Raw genomic sequence first — 15,827 nt, 5'->3', positions numbered from 1 at the left:
GATTCGTACATGGAGCGTCTTCTAACAGCAAGAAGGGGGCCTACCGCAAGATCTAAGATCTTTTGGGACAGCCCCTTATTGATGACCAGGCCAAGGAGCAGTCATCCAAGTAATGTCCCGAGCCACACATAATGCGCATAGGAAGCAGTGCGCATGATGTCTCATGTAAGGCAAGCGGATGATAGCGGAGGTTAGGGTTTCATAAATTTTTTAAGAATGGCAAGTCCGTTCTTGGAAGGGTATCGGAATTTAAAATCAAACCGGTTGGTTTGCTTGAGCACACTCTTCCTGTGGGAAAAAGTATGAAAACTGTGCTCCCCATGGTAGGAGCCCATCCCGCTTTCGCCGACACCCCCGAATGGAAGGTAGGGAGTTGCGAGATGCATCAGGGTATCGTTCACGCATCCCCCGCCAAAAGAAACCGAAGAAAGTACATAGTCCTGCACATCCTCATTCTCGGTGAAGAGGTATAACGCCAGCGGCTTGGGACGGGCATTAATGGCCTGAACCGCTTCGTGTATATTCTCGTAAGTGAGGATCGGACATAGCGGGCCAAAGATCTCCTCTTCCATGACAGGCATTTCCCAAGTGATGTCATCCAGGACGGTGGGTTCAATAAGCAATCGTTCCCGGGAAGTATTCCCGCCATGACGCAGGGTGCCGTTGTTTAGAAATCCGGTCAGCCGCTCAAAATGCTTCTCTGAGACGATCCGTCCATAGTCAGGGTTAATCAGTGGGTTCTCGCCATAGAAGGAAGTAATGGCTGTTTTCAAATGTGCGATGAAGCTTTCTTTTACCTTGCTATGCACGAGAATATAATCTGGTGCCACGCAGGTCTGACCTGCGTTCGTGTATTTGCCGAAAGCGATGCGGGAAGCTGCCAGGGCCAAAGGTGCATCTTCATGAACGATGCAGGGACTTTTCCCTCCAAGCTCCAGTGTTACTGGCGTCAATTGTTTGGAAGCAGTCTCCATGACGATTCTGCCGACCTTGGTGCTCCCGGTGAAAAAGATATAGTCCATCCGCTGATTCAGCAGGCTTTCACTGACTTCAGGCCCGCCCTCAACAGAGGCCACATATTGAGGCTCAAATGTCTCTTCAATGATAGCGGTAATAAGTTTAGACACGCAGGGTGTCAGCTCGGAAGGCTTTACAATAGCTGTATTCCCAGCAGCCAAGGCTCCGATCAATGGAGAGATGGCTAGCTGCCAAGGGTAATTCCATGGGGCAATAATCAGCACATTCCCATAGGGCTCCGTATATACCATACTTTTGCTGCCGATATGTGTCAGTGCAGTTCTTACACGTTTCGGCTTGGCCCATCGCTTCAGATTCTTTATGATAAAGGAAAGCTCCTTGTATACCATCCCGATCTCGGTAGTATAGGCCTCCTGCTCACTTTTATTCAGATCTTTACGCAGGGCTTCCACGATCTCGAGTTCTCTGGCTATGAGGACTTGCCGCAGCTTCGTCAGCTGTTGGAGACGAAAATCCACCTCCCGCGTGATGTTTTGGCGAAAATAGCGCTGTTGTGCTGAAACTATGGCGGCGATAGAGTCGTTAACATTCATAGATAAGCCCCTTTCTCTTGCTATTCTATAGATTAGAAATAGCTGTAAGACCGTCAACTCTCATTCTTTATTATAAAGGAGGCTGCCTGCATATGAGAAATCCAACCTCAAAAGTGGTTCCTGGCTCTGGACGAGAGAGGACAAAGGGAGTAGCGCGGCAAAAGAAGATGACGCGTCGTCAATTTCTAAAGTCAGGTGCAGCAGTCATCTTCGGTAGCGTGGTTGCTGGAGGAGCTTACGCTTCCCTATGGGAACCGCATCAGCTCGACATAACGAGGCTGACGTTGACGATTCCTTCACTCCCGAACGCTTTTGATGGTTTGAAGCTGGTGCAGTTCAGTGATTTGCACTTGGGCTTTCAGGCTGGAGAGAAGGAAGTGATGCGGGTAGTCCAAGCTATTCAGCACGAGGACCCAGATTTGATCTGTTTCACAGGCGATATGGTGGATAGGGATGCAGAGGAGATGAGGGCTGCGATTGAACCGTTTAAGGAGCTTACAGCCCCTTTAGGCATGTACTCTATTCTGGGTAACCACGATTACAAGGACGTGAAGAAGCTGGTAAGCTTGGAAGAGGAAGCAGGCTTTCAGGTGCTTCGGAATACCGCTGTTAAGTTGAGGCGAGGGAGTGCGGTCATCGCGGTGGTTGGACTGGAGGATGGATTACGAGGTCTTCCAGATCCGGCTGCAGCCATCCAGGGACTGCCCCAAGGGATGTTCAAGCTGCTGCTGATGCATGAACCCGATTATGCGGATACGGCGTCAGCCCACTCATTCCATCTTCAGCTCTCCGGACACAGTCACGGAGGTCAGGTACGCTTGCCCTGGGTGGGCGAGGTGCTTACACCACCAGGCGCTAGGCGCTATGTGCAAGGCCTATATCACATCGGTTCTCGTAGAATGCCGCTTTATGTAAACCGGGGAATCGGGACGACACAGCTGCCTATCCGTTTCTTGTGCAAACCCGAGCTTACTGTTCTTACACTGCGTTCCAAGCCGTAGCGAAGACAGACAGGTGAAGTGAATATTACAAGATGAAAATGATCATCGTAATTTGTTACACAAATGAAATATACCTGTTATCAAACCATAACAGCCACAGGTTAAACTTATCACATGACCCCCTTTTGAGAATATATAATGTTTTGGGACCCGGTAACGGGTCCACTTTTTTTGTCCTTTTATTGTATATCCTATATAGAAACAACAAAAAAACAGAAGGAGTACCCCATCAAAGAGGTACAGTTACCTTCTGTTTTTGTTCGTAATATACCCATTCTGTATATCCGATTTCTTTGAGCACCTTGGCCACTTCTTCAAATTCGTCTCCGACACGGGACGGCTTATGAGCATCGGAGCCAAATGTAATATCGACGCCATGATGATGCGCAACTTCCAAAATAGCGTTGGAAGGATACCAGCCGCCGGATAATTTGGTCTTGCCCGATGTGTTCACCTCGATCGCCAGACCGCATTCGGCAATGACGCTTAAAGTTTCATCAATGGCGGCATCCGTCATGATCTCGGAGAATGGCGGGTAATTGCCCTTCATGGCATCCATATGGGCAATGATTTGGAACATACCGCTTCGGGCGGATTGGCGAATGAGGTTAAAGTACTCCTCTTTATCAGCGACCTGCTGCTCGGGAGTGAGCTTTTTCCAGCGGTTCTTGTTAAAGATGCTTATATCCCTGACATGATGAATGGAGCCGATAATGTAGTCAAAGGGGTAGGCGGATAATGCCCGCTGATATACCTCTGCATGTTTCGGGAAATAATCGGATTCGATCCCCAGCAAAACTTTGATTTTTCCTTCATACTCCTTCTTTAACGCTAAAACTTCCTCAACATAGCCGGCAAGATCTGCTTTTGCCATGGAGATAGCCGGAAAGGGCTGTTCTTCAGGACTTCCAAAATAGGGAGTGTGGTCAGAAATTCCAATAACTTGTAGATCTGCTGCGATGGCAGCCTCGATATAATCGCGAATGTTGCCATCTGCATGTCCGCAGCGAAAATGATGGGTGTGCAGGTCAAATTTCATAGGTGCCTCCTTCAGTTTGCTTGCTTATTAGTCTATAGGAATGGATGCGGTGTTATTCACTGCTGATGAATTGTGTCTCCGGCATGCCTTTGAGATCACTGATGAACTGCCGCATGGCGGAGCTGACATAACGTCCACTCTTATAAATGACCCCAACAGGATGACTGACTTCCAGCTCGCGCAGCGGAACGATCTGCAGCGTGCCATTGCGCAGCTCCGTCGAGACGGATTGCTTGGATATAATTGCCGCGCCCAGATTGATCTCGACCAACCGTTTAATTTCCTCGCTGCTCGATAGTTCCATGACAACCTGAGGAAGGATGCCATGTTTCTTCATGACGTCATCGGCAAATCGGCGGCCGACCGTGTCACGTGTCAATAGAATAAGTGGGATTCCGCCCAATACCTCCATGTCTGCCGTAGACAGTTTGGCTAACGGGTGCTGGGGAGATACAACGAGTTCAAAGGTATCGTAATACAGTACGGATGTGCTCAAGTTCGGATTCCGTTCGATCAAGTAACCGATTCCAATATCGATGAGGCCATTCTCTACACTATTGTAGATTTGTGATGATGCCATGGATTGAATGGTTGTTTTGATATGGGGGAATTGATCCTGGAAGTAGGAAAGTACACGCGGCAGGATCTGAATAGCTATGGAAGTCGTGGTGCCAAGCTGAATATGACCCTGAGGAGTTTGGTCGAGATCGGATAATCGCTGTTTAAGCTCATCCACAATGCCGAGAATCTGTTCTGCGTGTTCCACGAAAACCTGTCCCCGATCCGTCAGTGTTACGGGCTGGCTGCGATCCACCAGCACAGTCTTGAATTCTTCCTCCAGGCTTTTGATCTGGGCGGATACCGCCGGTTGTGTCAGATTAAGAAGCTCTCCCGCTTTACGGAAGCTCATCGTTTTGGAGATGGTGATTAGCGTTTCCAATTGGCTGATGTTCATAGCCTTCCTCCTTACTTGATTATGTTTTTCCGCTCATCTAGTCTGCTATCTGTATTTTAAATTATAGGTTATTCTCCCCGGGGGAGCAATGAAACGTGAAAATCAGCAGCCCAACCTTCGAAAAAAGGCGAACATCATGATAATTTCCATTCATTTGTTATTAAAAGATAAGGAAACCTTCCGATAATAGTAAAGTAGACATAAAAAAACGTGAGACCAAAGACCCGTTTGAGTGAAAGGAATATTTTCGTTAAGAGATATATTCATCGCATGTCAGCATGAAGAGACAGTTGTTGGAATAGGGGATACGCTATTTTGTGATGATTTAGTACGAGGTATCCATTATAATGATTAAATAAATAGGTGGGACTTTGGGACCCTGACCAACAACCCAGTGAAAGGGGAGTCACAAGGAATGAAAGCGGAAGTTATTAATCCTTTTTTAGAGTCCGCACGGCACGTTATCGAACAAGTCATACAGGTTTCACCCTCCACGGGGAATCTTGGGGTCAAAGAGATTGGATACATAGAGAACCATATCTGGATCCAAATCGGCATGACAGGTCAAATGAACGGTGACATCATATTTGGAATTCAGGAGCAGGTAGCCCTGCAGATGGTATCGGTGATGATGGGCGGTTTTGTCATTACCGAAATGGATGAGATGGGACAGAGTGCGATTTCGGAGCTAGGTAACATGATCAGCGGCAATGCCAGCACCATTTTATCAAACCAGGGTGTAAGTGTGGATATTACTCCACCCAAAGTGATGAAGTCAGACAGCACCTCTATTCTTATTCAGAAGAAGGCACTTTGTATTCCGCTGAGGATGGAAGGCATCGGAGAGCTGGATATTCAAGTCATGATTTCATAAAATAGGAGTAATGAACCCACAACTGTGCATTCAGATAGCTCTATTCTGTTGTCATTTGGAATTAGAGAAATGTACAGGTGAAGAAAGGGATAATGAAATCATGCTGAAAAATAAAGTTGTCGTAGTTACGGGAGCCTCCAGCGGGATCGGCGCCTTGATCGCTGAGAAGTTGTCTGCGGAAGGGGCATATGTCGTTTTGTGCGCCCGTTCGGCAGATCGTCTGCAGGAAGTGGGAGCACGCATTCTTGGCCCTCACGAGCTGGCAACCATGGATGTTCAGCGCCCTGAGCAGGTGCAGTCAGTCATGGAGGGAGTTCTTAGGGAGCATGGCAGAATCGACGTGCTCATTAACAATGCGGGTTACGGCAAGTTTGAAGCGTTTATGGACATGCCCCAGGAAGAGTTTCAGGACATGATGGACGTCAACTATATGGGGATTGTACGCTGCACACAAGCAGTGCTGCCAAGGATGCTGGAGCGGGGCGATGGCCAAATCGTTAATATAGCATCCATGGCGGGCAAGATTGGAACGGCCAAATCGACCGCTTATACAGCAACCAAGCATGCCGTGCTTGGATTGAGCAATTCACTCCGGCAGGAGCTCCGGCACACAGGCATCACCGTTTCTACAGTGAACCCGGGACCGATTGACACTCCGTTTTTTTCCCTGGCTGATCCGACAGGCGGTTATGTGAAGAATGTAAGCTGGTTCATGATGAAGCCCGAGTATGTAGCGGATCAGGTTGTAAAGCTGGTGAAGAAGCGCAAGGAAGAGCTCAATCTTCCGAGAATTGCTTCACTCGGGATCAGGCTGTACCAGCTGTTTCCGAGGTTCGCAGATCGTGTATCGTATAAATGGATGAATAAGAAATGAGGGCTGCACGGCACTACAAAGCTTCCGTTTCGGTTATAAGGTCCTGAAGCAGCGCAGTGGCTTGTTTTGTTTTTTCTGTATCCGATGAGAGCAGCGTGATCACTTGATCCAGACGTTCCTTGTAATTCGCCGGCTTGAGGGGGAAGGTCTCGATCATGGCCACCGCACGCTTCTCATTGATACAGTACAACTCATTTTTGGCAAAGAGCACTTGGTTCAAGCACGAAATGCAGCGGAAGCAGTGACCTGTAACATAAGTGATGTCATCGCTGGCAGCCGTTTTATTCGCCAACATCAAAGAGAAAGATGCCTCGAAAGTAAAATAGCCGATCATAGCATCCTGCAGTGCCTTCGAATAGGGAGCCGTTTTGGCTTTTAGAGTCATTATGCGGTTATCCGAGTCCCACAGTATGCGGCAGATCGCAATTTCCCCCATATACATCACATTCAGATAGGCGTGCGGATGTCCTGTTTGGTAATGCGCGGAAATCTTACCTGCCGAACAGTCGTCGATGATGCCGGACACGCGGTGCACATCACGGAATAAGAAATCCACTTGATACCCCTCGATCACTAACCATCCGCCCCCGTTAACCCAGGTCCCCCATTCGCCCAATGAAGTGATAATCCCGTCCCGATGCTCATCATCTAATCTCTTCGCAATCTTGGCGATGTTCTCCACCTTGAATCCTTGGGTTTCATCATAATAAATGCCAATATCGATATCGGAATCCGGTTTGGCGGTTCCTTTGGCCCTGGATCCCCCTAGGACGACCCCTATAACGCCGGGTATCTCGCGAAGCTCTTCCGTTATCTGTTCAATTATGTGATCCACTTGTGAAGACATGCATCTTCTCTCCTTCATTTCTCCCATCTGGGATTGAGTTGTCCTTATGTATACCTTAGCCTCATGGATTCAATTTTCTCCCGGGTTCATTGAACCGCTTCCGCTGGCGAGGTGATGACAGCCTCTTCTCCGAGACGCCATACATAGTCCGAATAAAAATTGACGTCGGTTTCCGGTATTTCAAGCCGAACGACGCCGCTGCCGTCCGTGTTCCTATGGATATGGGAACCAAGCCGTGTATCCGTTTCGAGCAGCCAGACCCCTTTGGAAGTTAATTCTACCTCAAAAACTTCATTTCAACATCCCCGATCCCGGGCATGTCCTGCAGCGTTTGGCTCGCAATATCTTCACGGATCGATAAGGATTCATTGGGGCTGGCCGCCGTCATCCGGTCCACCCTGAATTGCCTGATGTCCTCTTACGTAAAGCAGTAGGCGGGACAATACCAGTACCCCGAGCTAGCGTACAGCCCGATCGGCTGAATATGCCGCTGGCTGCTTCCGGCGGATGAACGATAGGAGATCGTGACCGCTTGCCGAACCATGACGGCTTCCATTAACGTTTGTAAAATATCGGCCGACATCCGACGGAACAGGCTGTGGATCATGACGCGATCCTTGAGACGGTCAATCTGCTCCTTTATATCTGCCGGCAAGTAATGATAGAACTTATGGAGTGCGGTGGCGGCTCCGTCACCGAAGGGCAGCGTGCTGAAGTAGCCCAGGGATTGGCACGCAAAAAAGATGGCAATTGCTTCGCTTTCCGTGAAACTGATCGGTGGCAGCATCCGTTCCTGCAGCAATCTGTAGCCGCCGCCTCGTCCTTGCACAGAGTAAATGGGGACGCCGAGCCCGCTCAGCTCATCCAGATCTCTGGATATCGTTCGGACGGAAAGCCCGAATTCGTCGGCCAGCTCTCTAACGGTAAACGACTTTTTTGCATTGATCATCATCATTAATTGAATCAGGCACTGCGATTTCTGCATGATTCCCCCCCAGTCTCTTCATTATTTATTTTATCTTATTCTCTAAATAAGACAATATTTGTCTTATTTAACGGCTATGATGTTCTCAAGCAGCAAGGATTCACGATGAATCCTTGGAACAGGGTCCATTATGGGAGGAGAATATAGAATGAGACAAGACATGTACAAAGAAGAGCTGGGATTTGTTTTTATATACGGAGCAGGGATGAACGGAGGCGTATGGGATATCGTAGCGGAAGGGCTCGACTATCCGTGTTTGAAGGTTGATTACCCTTTGCGAGACGGGGATGCTGATACGCCTGGACGTCATCTGGCGCTGGAGGATTATGTAATCCATATGATGGAGCAGGTGAGAAGATGGGATACGCAAAAGTTCGTCCTTGTGGCGCATTCCCTGGGCGGGGTGTTGGCCATGGAGCTGGCAGCCAGGTTAGCCGAACGGGTAGCCGGATTCGTTGCCATCGGTGCAGCTATTCCTAAGCGCGGAGGCTCGTTTGTTTCGGCGCTTCCGTTTCCTCAGAGAATCATCATGCCGGTTATATTAAAAATGGCCGGAACGAAGCCGCCTGAATCCGTGATTCGCAAGGGGCTGTGCAGCGATTTGCTGGAGGAGCAGGCCTCCCGCATCGCAGCAGAGTTCATCCCGGAATCCCGCAGGGTCTATACGGATTGCGTTCAAGCATCCGTACCCCAAGTGCCAAAGCTTTACGTGAAGCTCACCCAAGACAAGGAGTTCGGAGAATCCATGCAGAAGCGTATGGCAGCCAATCTGTCGGCGGACAGGGTGGAGAGCCTCAGCATCGGCCATCTGCCGATGCTGAGCGATCCCCTTGGCGTCCAGCGGATTCTGGAAGGCTTCGTTGGCCAAGTGAAAGCAAGCCGTAAATCGGCTATCTCATCATAATCTGATTCCGTCTCGGGCCGACGGAGATCGTCTTTACAGGTACGCCAATGGACGATCAATAAACTGCACGTATTCCTGCGCGGCTTCCGGGAGCTCGTCGAAGGAGCGGATGTGCGACAGGTGCATTTCCAGCCCTTCAGCGTTCGCAGAACAGGCTTGGCAGACTGCAGATCGGCCGATACTGGAAAATGGTCAATGATGCTTCCATCCTCTAATTCGTAGCCGATGCATACCGGAATGTCATCCAGATACCCCAGTACGTCAAGGTTGGTGAGAACGGCTTCGGACTGGCTTTAATCATTCGAGACTAAGCCAACGACGAATTGTAAATAGGCCAGCTGATCGAGGTGCCGCTCTATCCGCTTATTCCCGAGCGGAGCATTGGAATTGCAACGCTACGAGGCATTCCGCTATCTGCAACGGCCAAGTTGTTTCTCGCTTTACTGCCTTAGGCATATCATCAAGCATAGGGAAAATAACCTTCATGAATCGAAGAGTTTGGCCATTTATCATGTTTGATTTGGTGGCGACTCCTGTTTTGGCATATAATGAGAAAGAGTGAAGAAGATTTAATTCGAAAAAACGCCTGCTGTATCTTGAAGAAAGTAACAAACTGCATATAACGGAAGTTTCTCTAGCGATATCAGGCAGACGCGCTTTGGAGCCATAGACTTCTGATATCTTAAAAAAAGGATGGACTAAACATATGACTTCAACGACATTTCATACATTGGGAATAAGCGAGGATTTAATTTCCCGTTTGACAGAGTTTGGGATCGTTACGCCCTCTCCCGTTCAGGCAGAATCAATTCCTCCAATACTGGAAGGCAAGGACGTGCTTGCGACCTCCCAGACAGGCACGGGCAAAACGCTGGCTTATCTGCTTCCTATTCTTCAGAGTATTGATCCAGACATAAAGGGAGCTCAGAAATTAATTCTGGCACCCACGCAGGAGCTTGCTGTTCAGATTGTAAGAGAGAGCGAGCGTTACGGGGAAGCCCGTGGAATCGGCGTGCTGGGTCTGATCGGCGGCGCTGCAGCCAAGCGGCAGATTGAGAAGCTGAAGCTGCACCCCCAGCTGATTGTAGGAACACCGGGACGCGTACGCGAAATGATCGAAATTCGGAAACTCAAAATGCATCAAGTAAGCACGATTGTCGTGGACGAAGTGGATCAGGTATTTAATCTGGGAGGAGCAGGCGATGTCGATCGTATTCTGCGCAGTGCGCTTCGTGATCGTCAATTGGTGTTCTTGTCTGCTACGGTGAGCCCGGAGACAGCCGAACTCGTTAAGAAGGAAATGGATCAGCCGGTTGAGATCGGAATCGATCCCGAACAGCGGACCCCGTCGGCGCTCGAGCATTATTATTTTGTGACGGAAGAACGAGACAAGATGGACATGCTGCGCCGTGTGGTTCGTCATTACAATCCGGAACGTGCGATCGTCTTCGTAAACACAACCGACGATTTAGCAGAAGTTGAAGCGAAGCTGAATTATCTTGGATTAAGTGCAGCTGCGCTCTACGGGGATGCCGACAAGTTGACCAGAAGCCGAGTGCTGAACGCGTTCAGAGAAGGACGTACTCAGCTTCTGATCGCGAGCGATGTCGCTGCCCGCGGACTCGATATTGAGGGACTCGGCATGGTGATCAATTACGATCCGCCAATAGATGCCGAGCATTATACCCACCGGGCAGGCCGCACGGGACGCATGGGACGGAGCGGCATGGCGATCACGCTCGTCACGGACCGCCAGACGTTCATCATGCGCAAGTTCAATCGTGAACTGGGCATAACCATTGAAGAGCGGGCGCTCTATGGAGGAAAAGTAAGATCGCCGCGTTCGGCGACGCCTGTCGAGCGTGGACAAGGTGCCCGAGTGCAGGGAGCAGGTGCTGCTGTGAAAGGGAAACCAGCTCGCAAGCTCGCATCCACCAGTGCTCAAGGGAAACCAGCTCGCAAGCCCGCATCCACCAGTGCTCAAGGGAAGCCGGGCAACGGTAAGGCATCTGGTGAACGCCCGAGTGAGAGGGAGCGGGACCGCAAGAATAAGGGCGCTCCGAAATGGCTGAAGAATAAACCGCCACGGGGCTGACGGCTTTAAGCATCCAAGCATACTGCTTGTTTGCGGTGTGTTATTTACGGGTCCAATACGGCGCATAGGTTGTGATTCGCTAAGGACTGGACTCTTAAGAATAAGAGGTGATTGACGATGAGTGAGCAGCCTGTATTGTCCGTTCAAGGACTAAGCGGGGGGTATAGCATCAACCGACCGGTACTGCATGATATCACCTTTCAGGTAGAGCCCGGTGAGATGGTAGGTTTGATCGGTTTGAACGGAGCTGGCAAGAGTACCACCATGAAGCATATTCTAGGGCTGATGAATCCGCAAAAAGGAAATATTCAGGTTCAGGGGAAGAACCGTGCACAACATTCGGAAGCATATCACAGCGCTTTGGCCTTTGTGCCGGAGTCCCCGCTCCTGTATGAGGAAATGACGGTACGCGAGCATCTGGAATTCACGGCGCGTTCCTATGGAGTTTCCCGTGAAGACTATGAAACACGTTCGGCTCAGCTATCGAAGATGTTCCGCATGGAAGAGAAGATGGACAGCTTGTCCACGCATCTATCCAAGGGCATGCGCCAAAAAGTGATGATTATGTGCGCATTCGTAGCCAGACCATCCTTGTACATTATTGATGAGCCTTTTCTTGGGCTTGATCCGCTCGGGATCCGGTCGCTGCTTGATTTTATGTTGGAGTTGAAGGCTTCTGGCGCTTCGGTATTGCTAAGTTCTCATATTCTGTCCACGATTGAGAATTACTGCGACCGATTTATCGTGCTGCACCGCGGCAGCATTATTGCCCAGGGGACGCTGAAGGACATCCAGGAGCAAGCTGGGAAGCCGGGCATGTCGCTGGAAGAACTGTTTAATGTGCTGATTCAGGATGGTAACGGCGAATGAATCTGCGTGAGCTGTATGTCAAACGACGCGGACAGTTCTGGGGTGAAATTCTTCCCTATCTCGGTTATGTCATACAGAGCGGTGTAGCCGTTGTGTTTCTATTCCTGCTGATTGCGTTTGCTGCCTGGTACACCGCCCTTCTGCAGCAAGTTCCGCCTGATCTGCCCATTCGGTGGATCATGCTCATCATTCTTGTACCACTTATGATTAATAGCAGCATCCGTACCTATTTACGTACAGCTGATACGGTGTTCCTCATTCCACAGGAATCCCGAATGAAGGAATATTTCAGAATGGCATGGTTCAGCGGAGTCGTATATAAAATCATCGGTTTAGCACTCGTGCAGTTAATCCTATGGCCTCTGTACATACGCAGCGATGTTTCACCAAAATGGCTGCTGGCTACCTTTGCTGTCCTGGTTGTGTTTAAGCTATTGTCTAGCTACGGCAGCTGGAAGGAACAGCTCATGGTGTCAAAGAACGCGGCAGCAGCCTATCGGGCACTGCGCTGGATCGTTACAGCATTGAGTTTAGCTGCCTGGTTATGGCATCCGGCGGGCCGCGCCCTTATATTCATGACGCTACTCGGTCTTACGTATATCGCCGCGTTGTCCGTACCCGTCAAGCATCGGGTAGCTTGGGAACGATTAATAGCCGTCGAGCAGAGACAGGCAAGCCGGGTAATGATGGTGCTGAGCTGGTTCGTAAACGTGCCTCAACGCGAGCAGCGCGTGCATGCACGCAAGTGGCTCTCCGGATGGGGGAAAGGATTGGCATGGAATAAAGCGAGTGCTTACCGCTTTCTGCTTATTAAAAGTCTGACACGCAGTGATATTCTGGGCATACTGATTCGGGTCGGACTGCTAGGCGCTTTCCTTGTGTGGGCGACCCGGGACACTCTGGCATCTGCGATGGTTTACCTGATCAGCGTGATGATTATCGGACTTCAGCTGTCGGCTTTGCGAAAGCTTCATCCGGAATCCTTCTGGCTGCATGTCTATCCGCTTCCGCAAGGAACGCGCCGGGACAATGAAGGAAAACTGATCTTCCAGGTGCAGCTGTTCTGGGCTGTGCTGCTGTGGCTTCCCCTCATTCCAGAGGCCCTCAGTGCTCCCGGACGGATACTTGGTACAATGGCTGCAGGTGTCGTGCTTGTATTCTTGTTCAGAAGCACCGCCGCCCGGAAAAGCCGACGTGAAGAAGATGATGAATAATACAGAAGAGGCCTGGACGCTGAACGTCCAGGCCTTCTATCGTTAATTATAGTATAGGTAGTTGGGGCCGCAGAAATCGCAGTGCATGGTGAATGACGACCTGCGATTTCTGTTCAGGCTGTCTATCTAGATGTCATTACACCCAGAAAGAACGAGTGATGATAACGAGCAGGATATACAGAACCAGGATTGCTCCGATTCCATATCCACCGCCGTATCCACCACCGTATCCGCCACATCTTGCATCTTCAACTGCACCCATGTTCATTCCCCTTTCGGTTCGTTGATTTATAGTACACGGTATTGTATGTAGGGATGAGTCTAAGTGTATGGGCGAGCGTTTATTTGTGGCAGATTAAAAAAACAGACCGGGGAGAAGATTCCCCGGTCTGTTTGATGTTTGATTCGTTATATTGCGAGCTACTTCCGGCGCAAGTTCTAATGATAGGTCATCTCATTACATTTACCTGATCGGATATTACCTTACCATTAAGCTTTCTGCAGGTCTTGAATCCCCTTGTAAATCAGGTCGAACAGATCTTCCAAATGCTGCTCATCAATACATGAGAAAGCAATTCGGAGATCATGCTCTCCAAGAGCGATGGTTCCTACCCCATACTCATGAATCAGATGGGAACGGAGCTCTTCAGCGGATACCTTGTTCAGCTTCAAGCACATGAAGTAGCCGGAATTAAACGGATAGTATTCCCATACATCATTATATTTGCCGCTGTCGAGGATAGATTTTACTTTGTTGGCACGGCCCTTCATGATGACAAATTTCTCTTCTTTTTGTTGATGGAACTCAGGTGCTTTCAGCGCTTCAAGAACGAATGTCTGCGAAGGATGGGAGGCACTGGATATCGTAGCGCGGATAATACCAAGCGTTTTCTGTTCCAACGCGTCCAGCACATCATGGTTCTCTGCCGCAAAAGTGATAAAGCCGACACGGAATCCCCATACGAACTCTTCCTTGGTCGCGCCATCGACTTTCACAGGAAGCACGCGAGGATGAAGTCCTGCCAGACTCCCAAAGAGCGATTCTTTCAGCGAATTCTCAAAGAATAATCCAAAATAAGCATCATCCGTAACAACGACTACGTTAATATCAGCCTCGGCGGCTTCCTTAATCGCGGCAACGATGGAGGCCCCTTCCTGGGCACCCGGCGTATAACCTGTCGGGTTGTTTGGGAAGTTGAGCAGAACGACAGCCTTTCCCTTGTCCTTCTGGCTGAGCAGGGCCTGACGAAGTCCTTCAGCGTTAAATTTCATATCTTCTGTAAAGAGAGGATAGGTTACATGATTGCCATGGCGGCGAATGCCAAATGTCAGCTCGTAATTCTCCCAGTTCTTGTCGGGATATATCACGGCATCCCCTTCGTCTACGAACAGATCGGCTACGATGCTAAGTCCATGCGTCAGCGCATTCGTCACAATAGGGTTGCTGAAGTTCTTGCCTTCGAGTGATGGATTCTCCTGAATCATCTTGTGTCGCCAAACAGAGCGCAGCTCCGGCTTTCCTGCAGGTGGAGCATACGGATACAAATCTTTTGGCTGGTAGGCCGAAAGGTTGTCTTGAATGACGCTAAGATGCATCGGGACTCCGGATTCGGTTGCAATACCAATCGTAGCGTTATATTTTTTCGCATGGCTCGTTGCTTCCGCAGACTGGCTCAAGATACCTTCTTTCGGGAAGTAGATTTCTCTGCCGAGTGTGGAGAGCATATCGTAAACATGCGGATTGCCGGCTTGCAATTTTCCATTCAACTGACCAACCAATGGGTTCATGAACTGATTCCTTCCTTCCGAGTACTATAGGTTAAGGTGAGAGCAGGTGACGTGTTGCATTTATGTTTTCATTGCCTAACATTATACCACCTACCCCAGGAACCGTCACGGTTAAATGTAATGCTTCAGCGTGGTCCAGGATGATACTTGCATATCATCTTTGCCGTCTCTTCATCCCGAGTCTGGGCGCGGCATTCGAGGCCTTCGAGCACGGCGTGGAGCCGGTCCGGCTTCAGGTTCTGACCGAACTTGAATTTAGCGCTCAATTGCTGTGGAACCAGCTTGATCACGGCAACACCCTTCAGTCGGGAAGCATAAGCACGGTCATTTGCGTCAATGGTGCGGTATCCCCCTTCGGGCTGCAGCTTCTGCATCATAGCTTCCATTGCTTGAGCTTTCTCATCCAGATCATCCACGATGGAGACCTCGCCGGTTGCTGTTACGCTTTTGAAAAAGGCGGTTGCCGGACATGCCATCTCCGGATCGGAGAAATAGGAAGGAATCAGAGCATATTCATCTGCTACGGTAAAGCACACTGTTGGCGCCAAACGCAGATGATCCATTTTCTCGCCCATCCGGCTTCCGTGAAAATAGAACGCTCCGTTGACATAGGCGAAGTTCAGAGGCGTTACACGCGGAGTTCCCTCTTCATTTGTTGTCCCTAGAAAACCAAAGCTCATACCACTGAGGAAATCCTCAATCTCTTTCTGATCCTCCATCGAAAATTCGTTTCTTCTCATGATTAAGCTCTCCCCTATCCATTTTGAGTAACAGCATACAATCATTATTGACAAGGAAAAAGCGCCACTT

The 15,827-nt window shown here is 49.6% G+C and carries 15 protein-coding genes and 1 pseudogene; 7 read left to right on the top strand and 9 right to left on the bottom strand.

Annotation, left to right across the window (positions count from 1 at the left end):
* Positions 1-191: 191 nt before the first annotated feature.
* Positions 192-1,571, bottom strand: a complete 1,380-nt coding sequence (locus AM231_RS19870; RefSeq protein ID WP_054404194.1) for an aldehyde dehydrogenase — start codon at positions 1,569-1,571, stop codon at positions 192-194.
* Positions 1,572-1,663: 92 nt separating this feature from the next.
* On the opposite strand from AM231_RS19870, the gene AM231_RS19865 reads away from it, so the two are divergent.
* Positions 1,664-2,572 carry a metallophosphoesterase gene (locus AM231_RS19865; protein ID WP_054404193.1) on the top strand — a complete coding sequence of 303 codons (909 nt, stop codon included), beginning with the start codon at positions 1,664-1,666 and terminating at the stop codon, positions 2,570-2,572.
* A gap of 229 nt (positions 2,573-2,801) precedes the next feature.
* Here AM231_RS19865 and AM231_RS19860 read toward each other — a convergent pair whose 3' ends face one another.
* The gene (locus AM231_RS19860) at positions 2,802-3,611 is read right to left on the bottom strand and encodes a histidinol-phosphatase (RefSeq protein ID WP_054404192.1); all 810 of its coding nucleotides are present in this window, start codon (positions 3,609-3,611) and stop codon (positions 2,802-2,804) included.
* Between the two features lie 52 nt (positions 3,612-3,663).
* Positions 3,664-4,566 carry a LysR family transcriptional regulator gene (locus tag AM231_RS19855; RefSeq protein WP_054404191.1) on the bottom strand — a complete coding sequence of 301 codons (903 nt, stop codon included), beginning with the start codon at positions 4,564-4,566 and terminating at the stop codon, positions 3,664-3,666.
* Positions 4,567-4,981: 415 nt separating this feature from the next.
* On the opposite strand from AM231_RS19855, the gene AM231_RS19850 reads away from it, so the two are divergent.
* Entirely contained in the window at positions 4,982-5,440 is a 459-nt protein-coding gene (locus AM231_RS19850) for a chemotaxis protein CheX (RefSeq protein ID WP_053491598.1), read from the top strand.
* A 100-nt stretch (positions 5,441-5,540) separates the two neighbouring features.
* A complete protein-coding gene (locus tag AM231_RS19845; protein ID WP_054404190.1) occupies positions 5,541-6,314 on the top strand; it encodes an SDR family NAD(P)-dependent oxidoreductase in 774 nt (257 codons plus the stop codon).
* A gap of 13 nt (positions 6,315-6,327) precedes the next feature.
* Here AM231_RS19845 and AM231_RS19840 read toward each other — a convergent pair whose 3' ends face one another.
* Positions 6,328-7,161, bottom strand: coding sequence for a nucleotidyltransferase domain-containing protein (locus AM231_RS19840; RefSeq protein WP_054404188.1), 834 nt, complete (start codon positions 7,159-7,161; stop codon positions 6,328-6,330).
* 418 nt (positions 7,162-7,579) lie between these two features.
* Positions 7,580-8,146 (bottom strand): helix-turn-helix transcriptional regulator, encoded by a 567-nt coding sequence (locus AM231_RS30060; RefSeq protein ID WP_242615246.1) that lies wholly within the window; start codon positions 8,144-8,146, stop codon positions 7,580-7,582.
* 148 nt (positions 8,147-8,294) lie between these two features.
* Here AM231_RS30060 and AM231_RS19830 point away from each other — a divergent pair, with 148 nt between their 5' ends.
* Positions 8,295-9,050 (top strand): alpha/beta fold hydrolase, encoded by a 756-nt coding sequence (locus AM231_RS19830; protein WP_054404186.1) that lies wholly within the window; start codon positions 8,295-8,297, stop codon positions 9,048-9,050.
* A 173-nt stretch (positions 9,051-9,223) separates the two neighbouring features.
* Here the strand turns inward: AM231_RS19830 and AM231_RS30055 are convergent.
* Positions 9,224-9,277: pseudogene (locus AM231_RS30055) on the bottom strand (hypothetical protein); the annotation flags it as partial.
* Positions 9,278-9,756: 479 nt separating this feature from the next.
* Here AM231_RS30055 and AM231_RS19825 point away from each other — a divergent pair.
* The 3 genes from AM231_RS19825 to AM231_RS19815 all read left to right on the top strand — a co-directional run bounded on the left by AM231_RS19825 (position 9,757) and on the right by AM231_RS19815 (position 13,229).
* Positions 9,757-11,145 (top strand): DEAD/DEAH box helicase, encoded by a 1,389-nt coding sequence (locus tag AM231_RS19825; protein ID WP_054404184.1) that lies wholly within the window; start codon positions 9,757-9,759, stop codon positions 11,143-11,145.
* A gap of 117 nt (positions 11,146-11,262) precedes the next feature.
* Entirely contained in the window at positions 11,263-12,015 is a 753-nt protein-coding gene (locus tag AM231_RS19820) for an ABC transporter ATP-binding protein (RefSeq protein ID WP_053491605.1), read from the top strand.
* Entirely contained in the window at positions 12,012-13,229 is a 1,218-nt protein-coding gene (locus AM231_RS19815) for an ABC transporter permease (RefSeq protein WP_054404182.1), read from the top strand. The genes AM231_RS19820 and AM231_RS19815 overlap by 4 nt, the downstream gene beginning before the upstream one ends.
* A gap of 136 nt (positions 13,230-13,365) precedes the next feature.
* On the opposite strand, the gene AM231_RS28375 is transcribed toward AM231_RS19815, so the two are convergent.
* The 3 genes from AM231_RS28375 to AM231_RS19805 all read right to left on the bottom strand — a co-directional run bounded on the left by AM231_RS28375 (position 13,366) and on the right by AM231_RS19805 (position 15,757).
* Entirely contained in the window at positions 13,366-13,491 is a 126-nt protein-coding gene (locus AM231_RS28375) for a sporulation protein YjcZ (RefSeq protein WP_082341753.1), read from the bottom strand.
* A gap of 227 nt (positions 13,492-13,718) precedes the next feature.
* Complete coding sequence (locus AM231_RS19810; RefSeq protein ID WP_054404180.1) at positions 13,719-15,017, bottom strand: aminotransferase class I/II-fold pyridoxal phosphate-dependent enzyme; 1,299 nt, start codon at positions 15,015-15,017, stop codon at positions 13,719-13,721.
* Between the two features lie 125 nt (positions 15,018-15,142).
* Positions 15,143-15,757 carry a pyridoxamine 5'-phosphate oxidase family protein gene (locus tag AM231_RS19805; protein WP_054404177.1) on the bottom strand — a complete coding sequence of 205 codons (615 nt, stop codon included), beginning with the start codon at positions 15,755-15,757 and terminating at the stop codon, positions 15,143-15,145.
* Positions 15,758-15,827: the final 70 nt, after the last annotated feature.

This window comes from Paenibacillus solani, assembly GCF_001277345.1.
Taxonomy (GTDB): domain Bacteria; phylum Bacillota; class Bacilli; order Paenibacillales; family Paenibacillaceae; genus Paenibacillus_AQ; species Paenibacillus_AQ solani.
The sequence above is the reverse complement of the archived record's forward strand: the minus strand, read 5'-3'. Positions and strand labels throughout refer to the sequence as shown.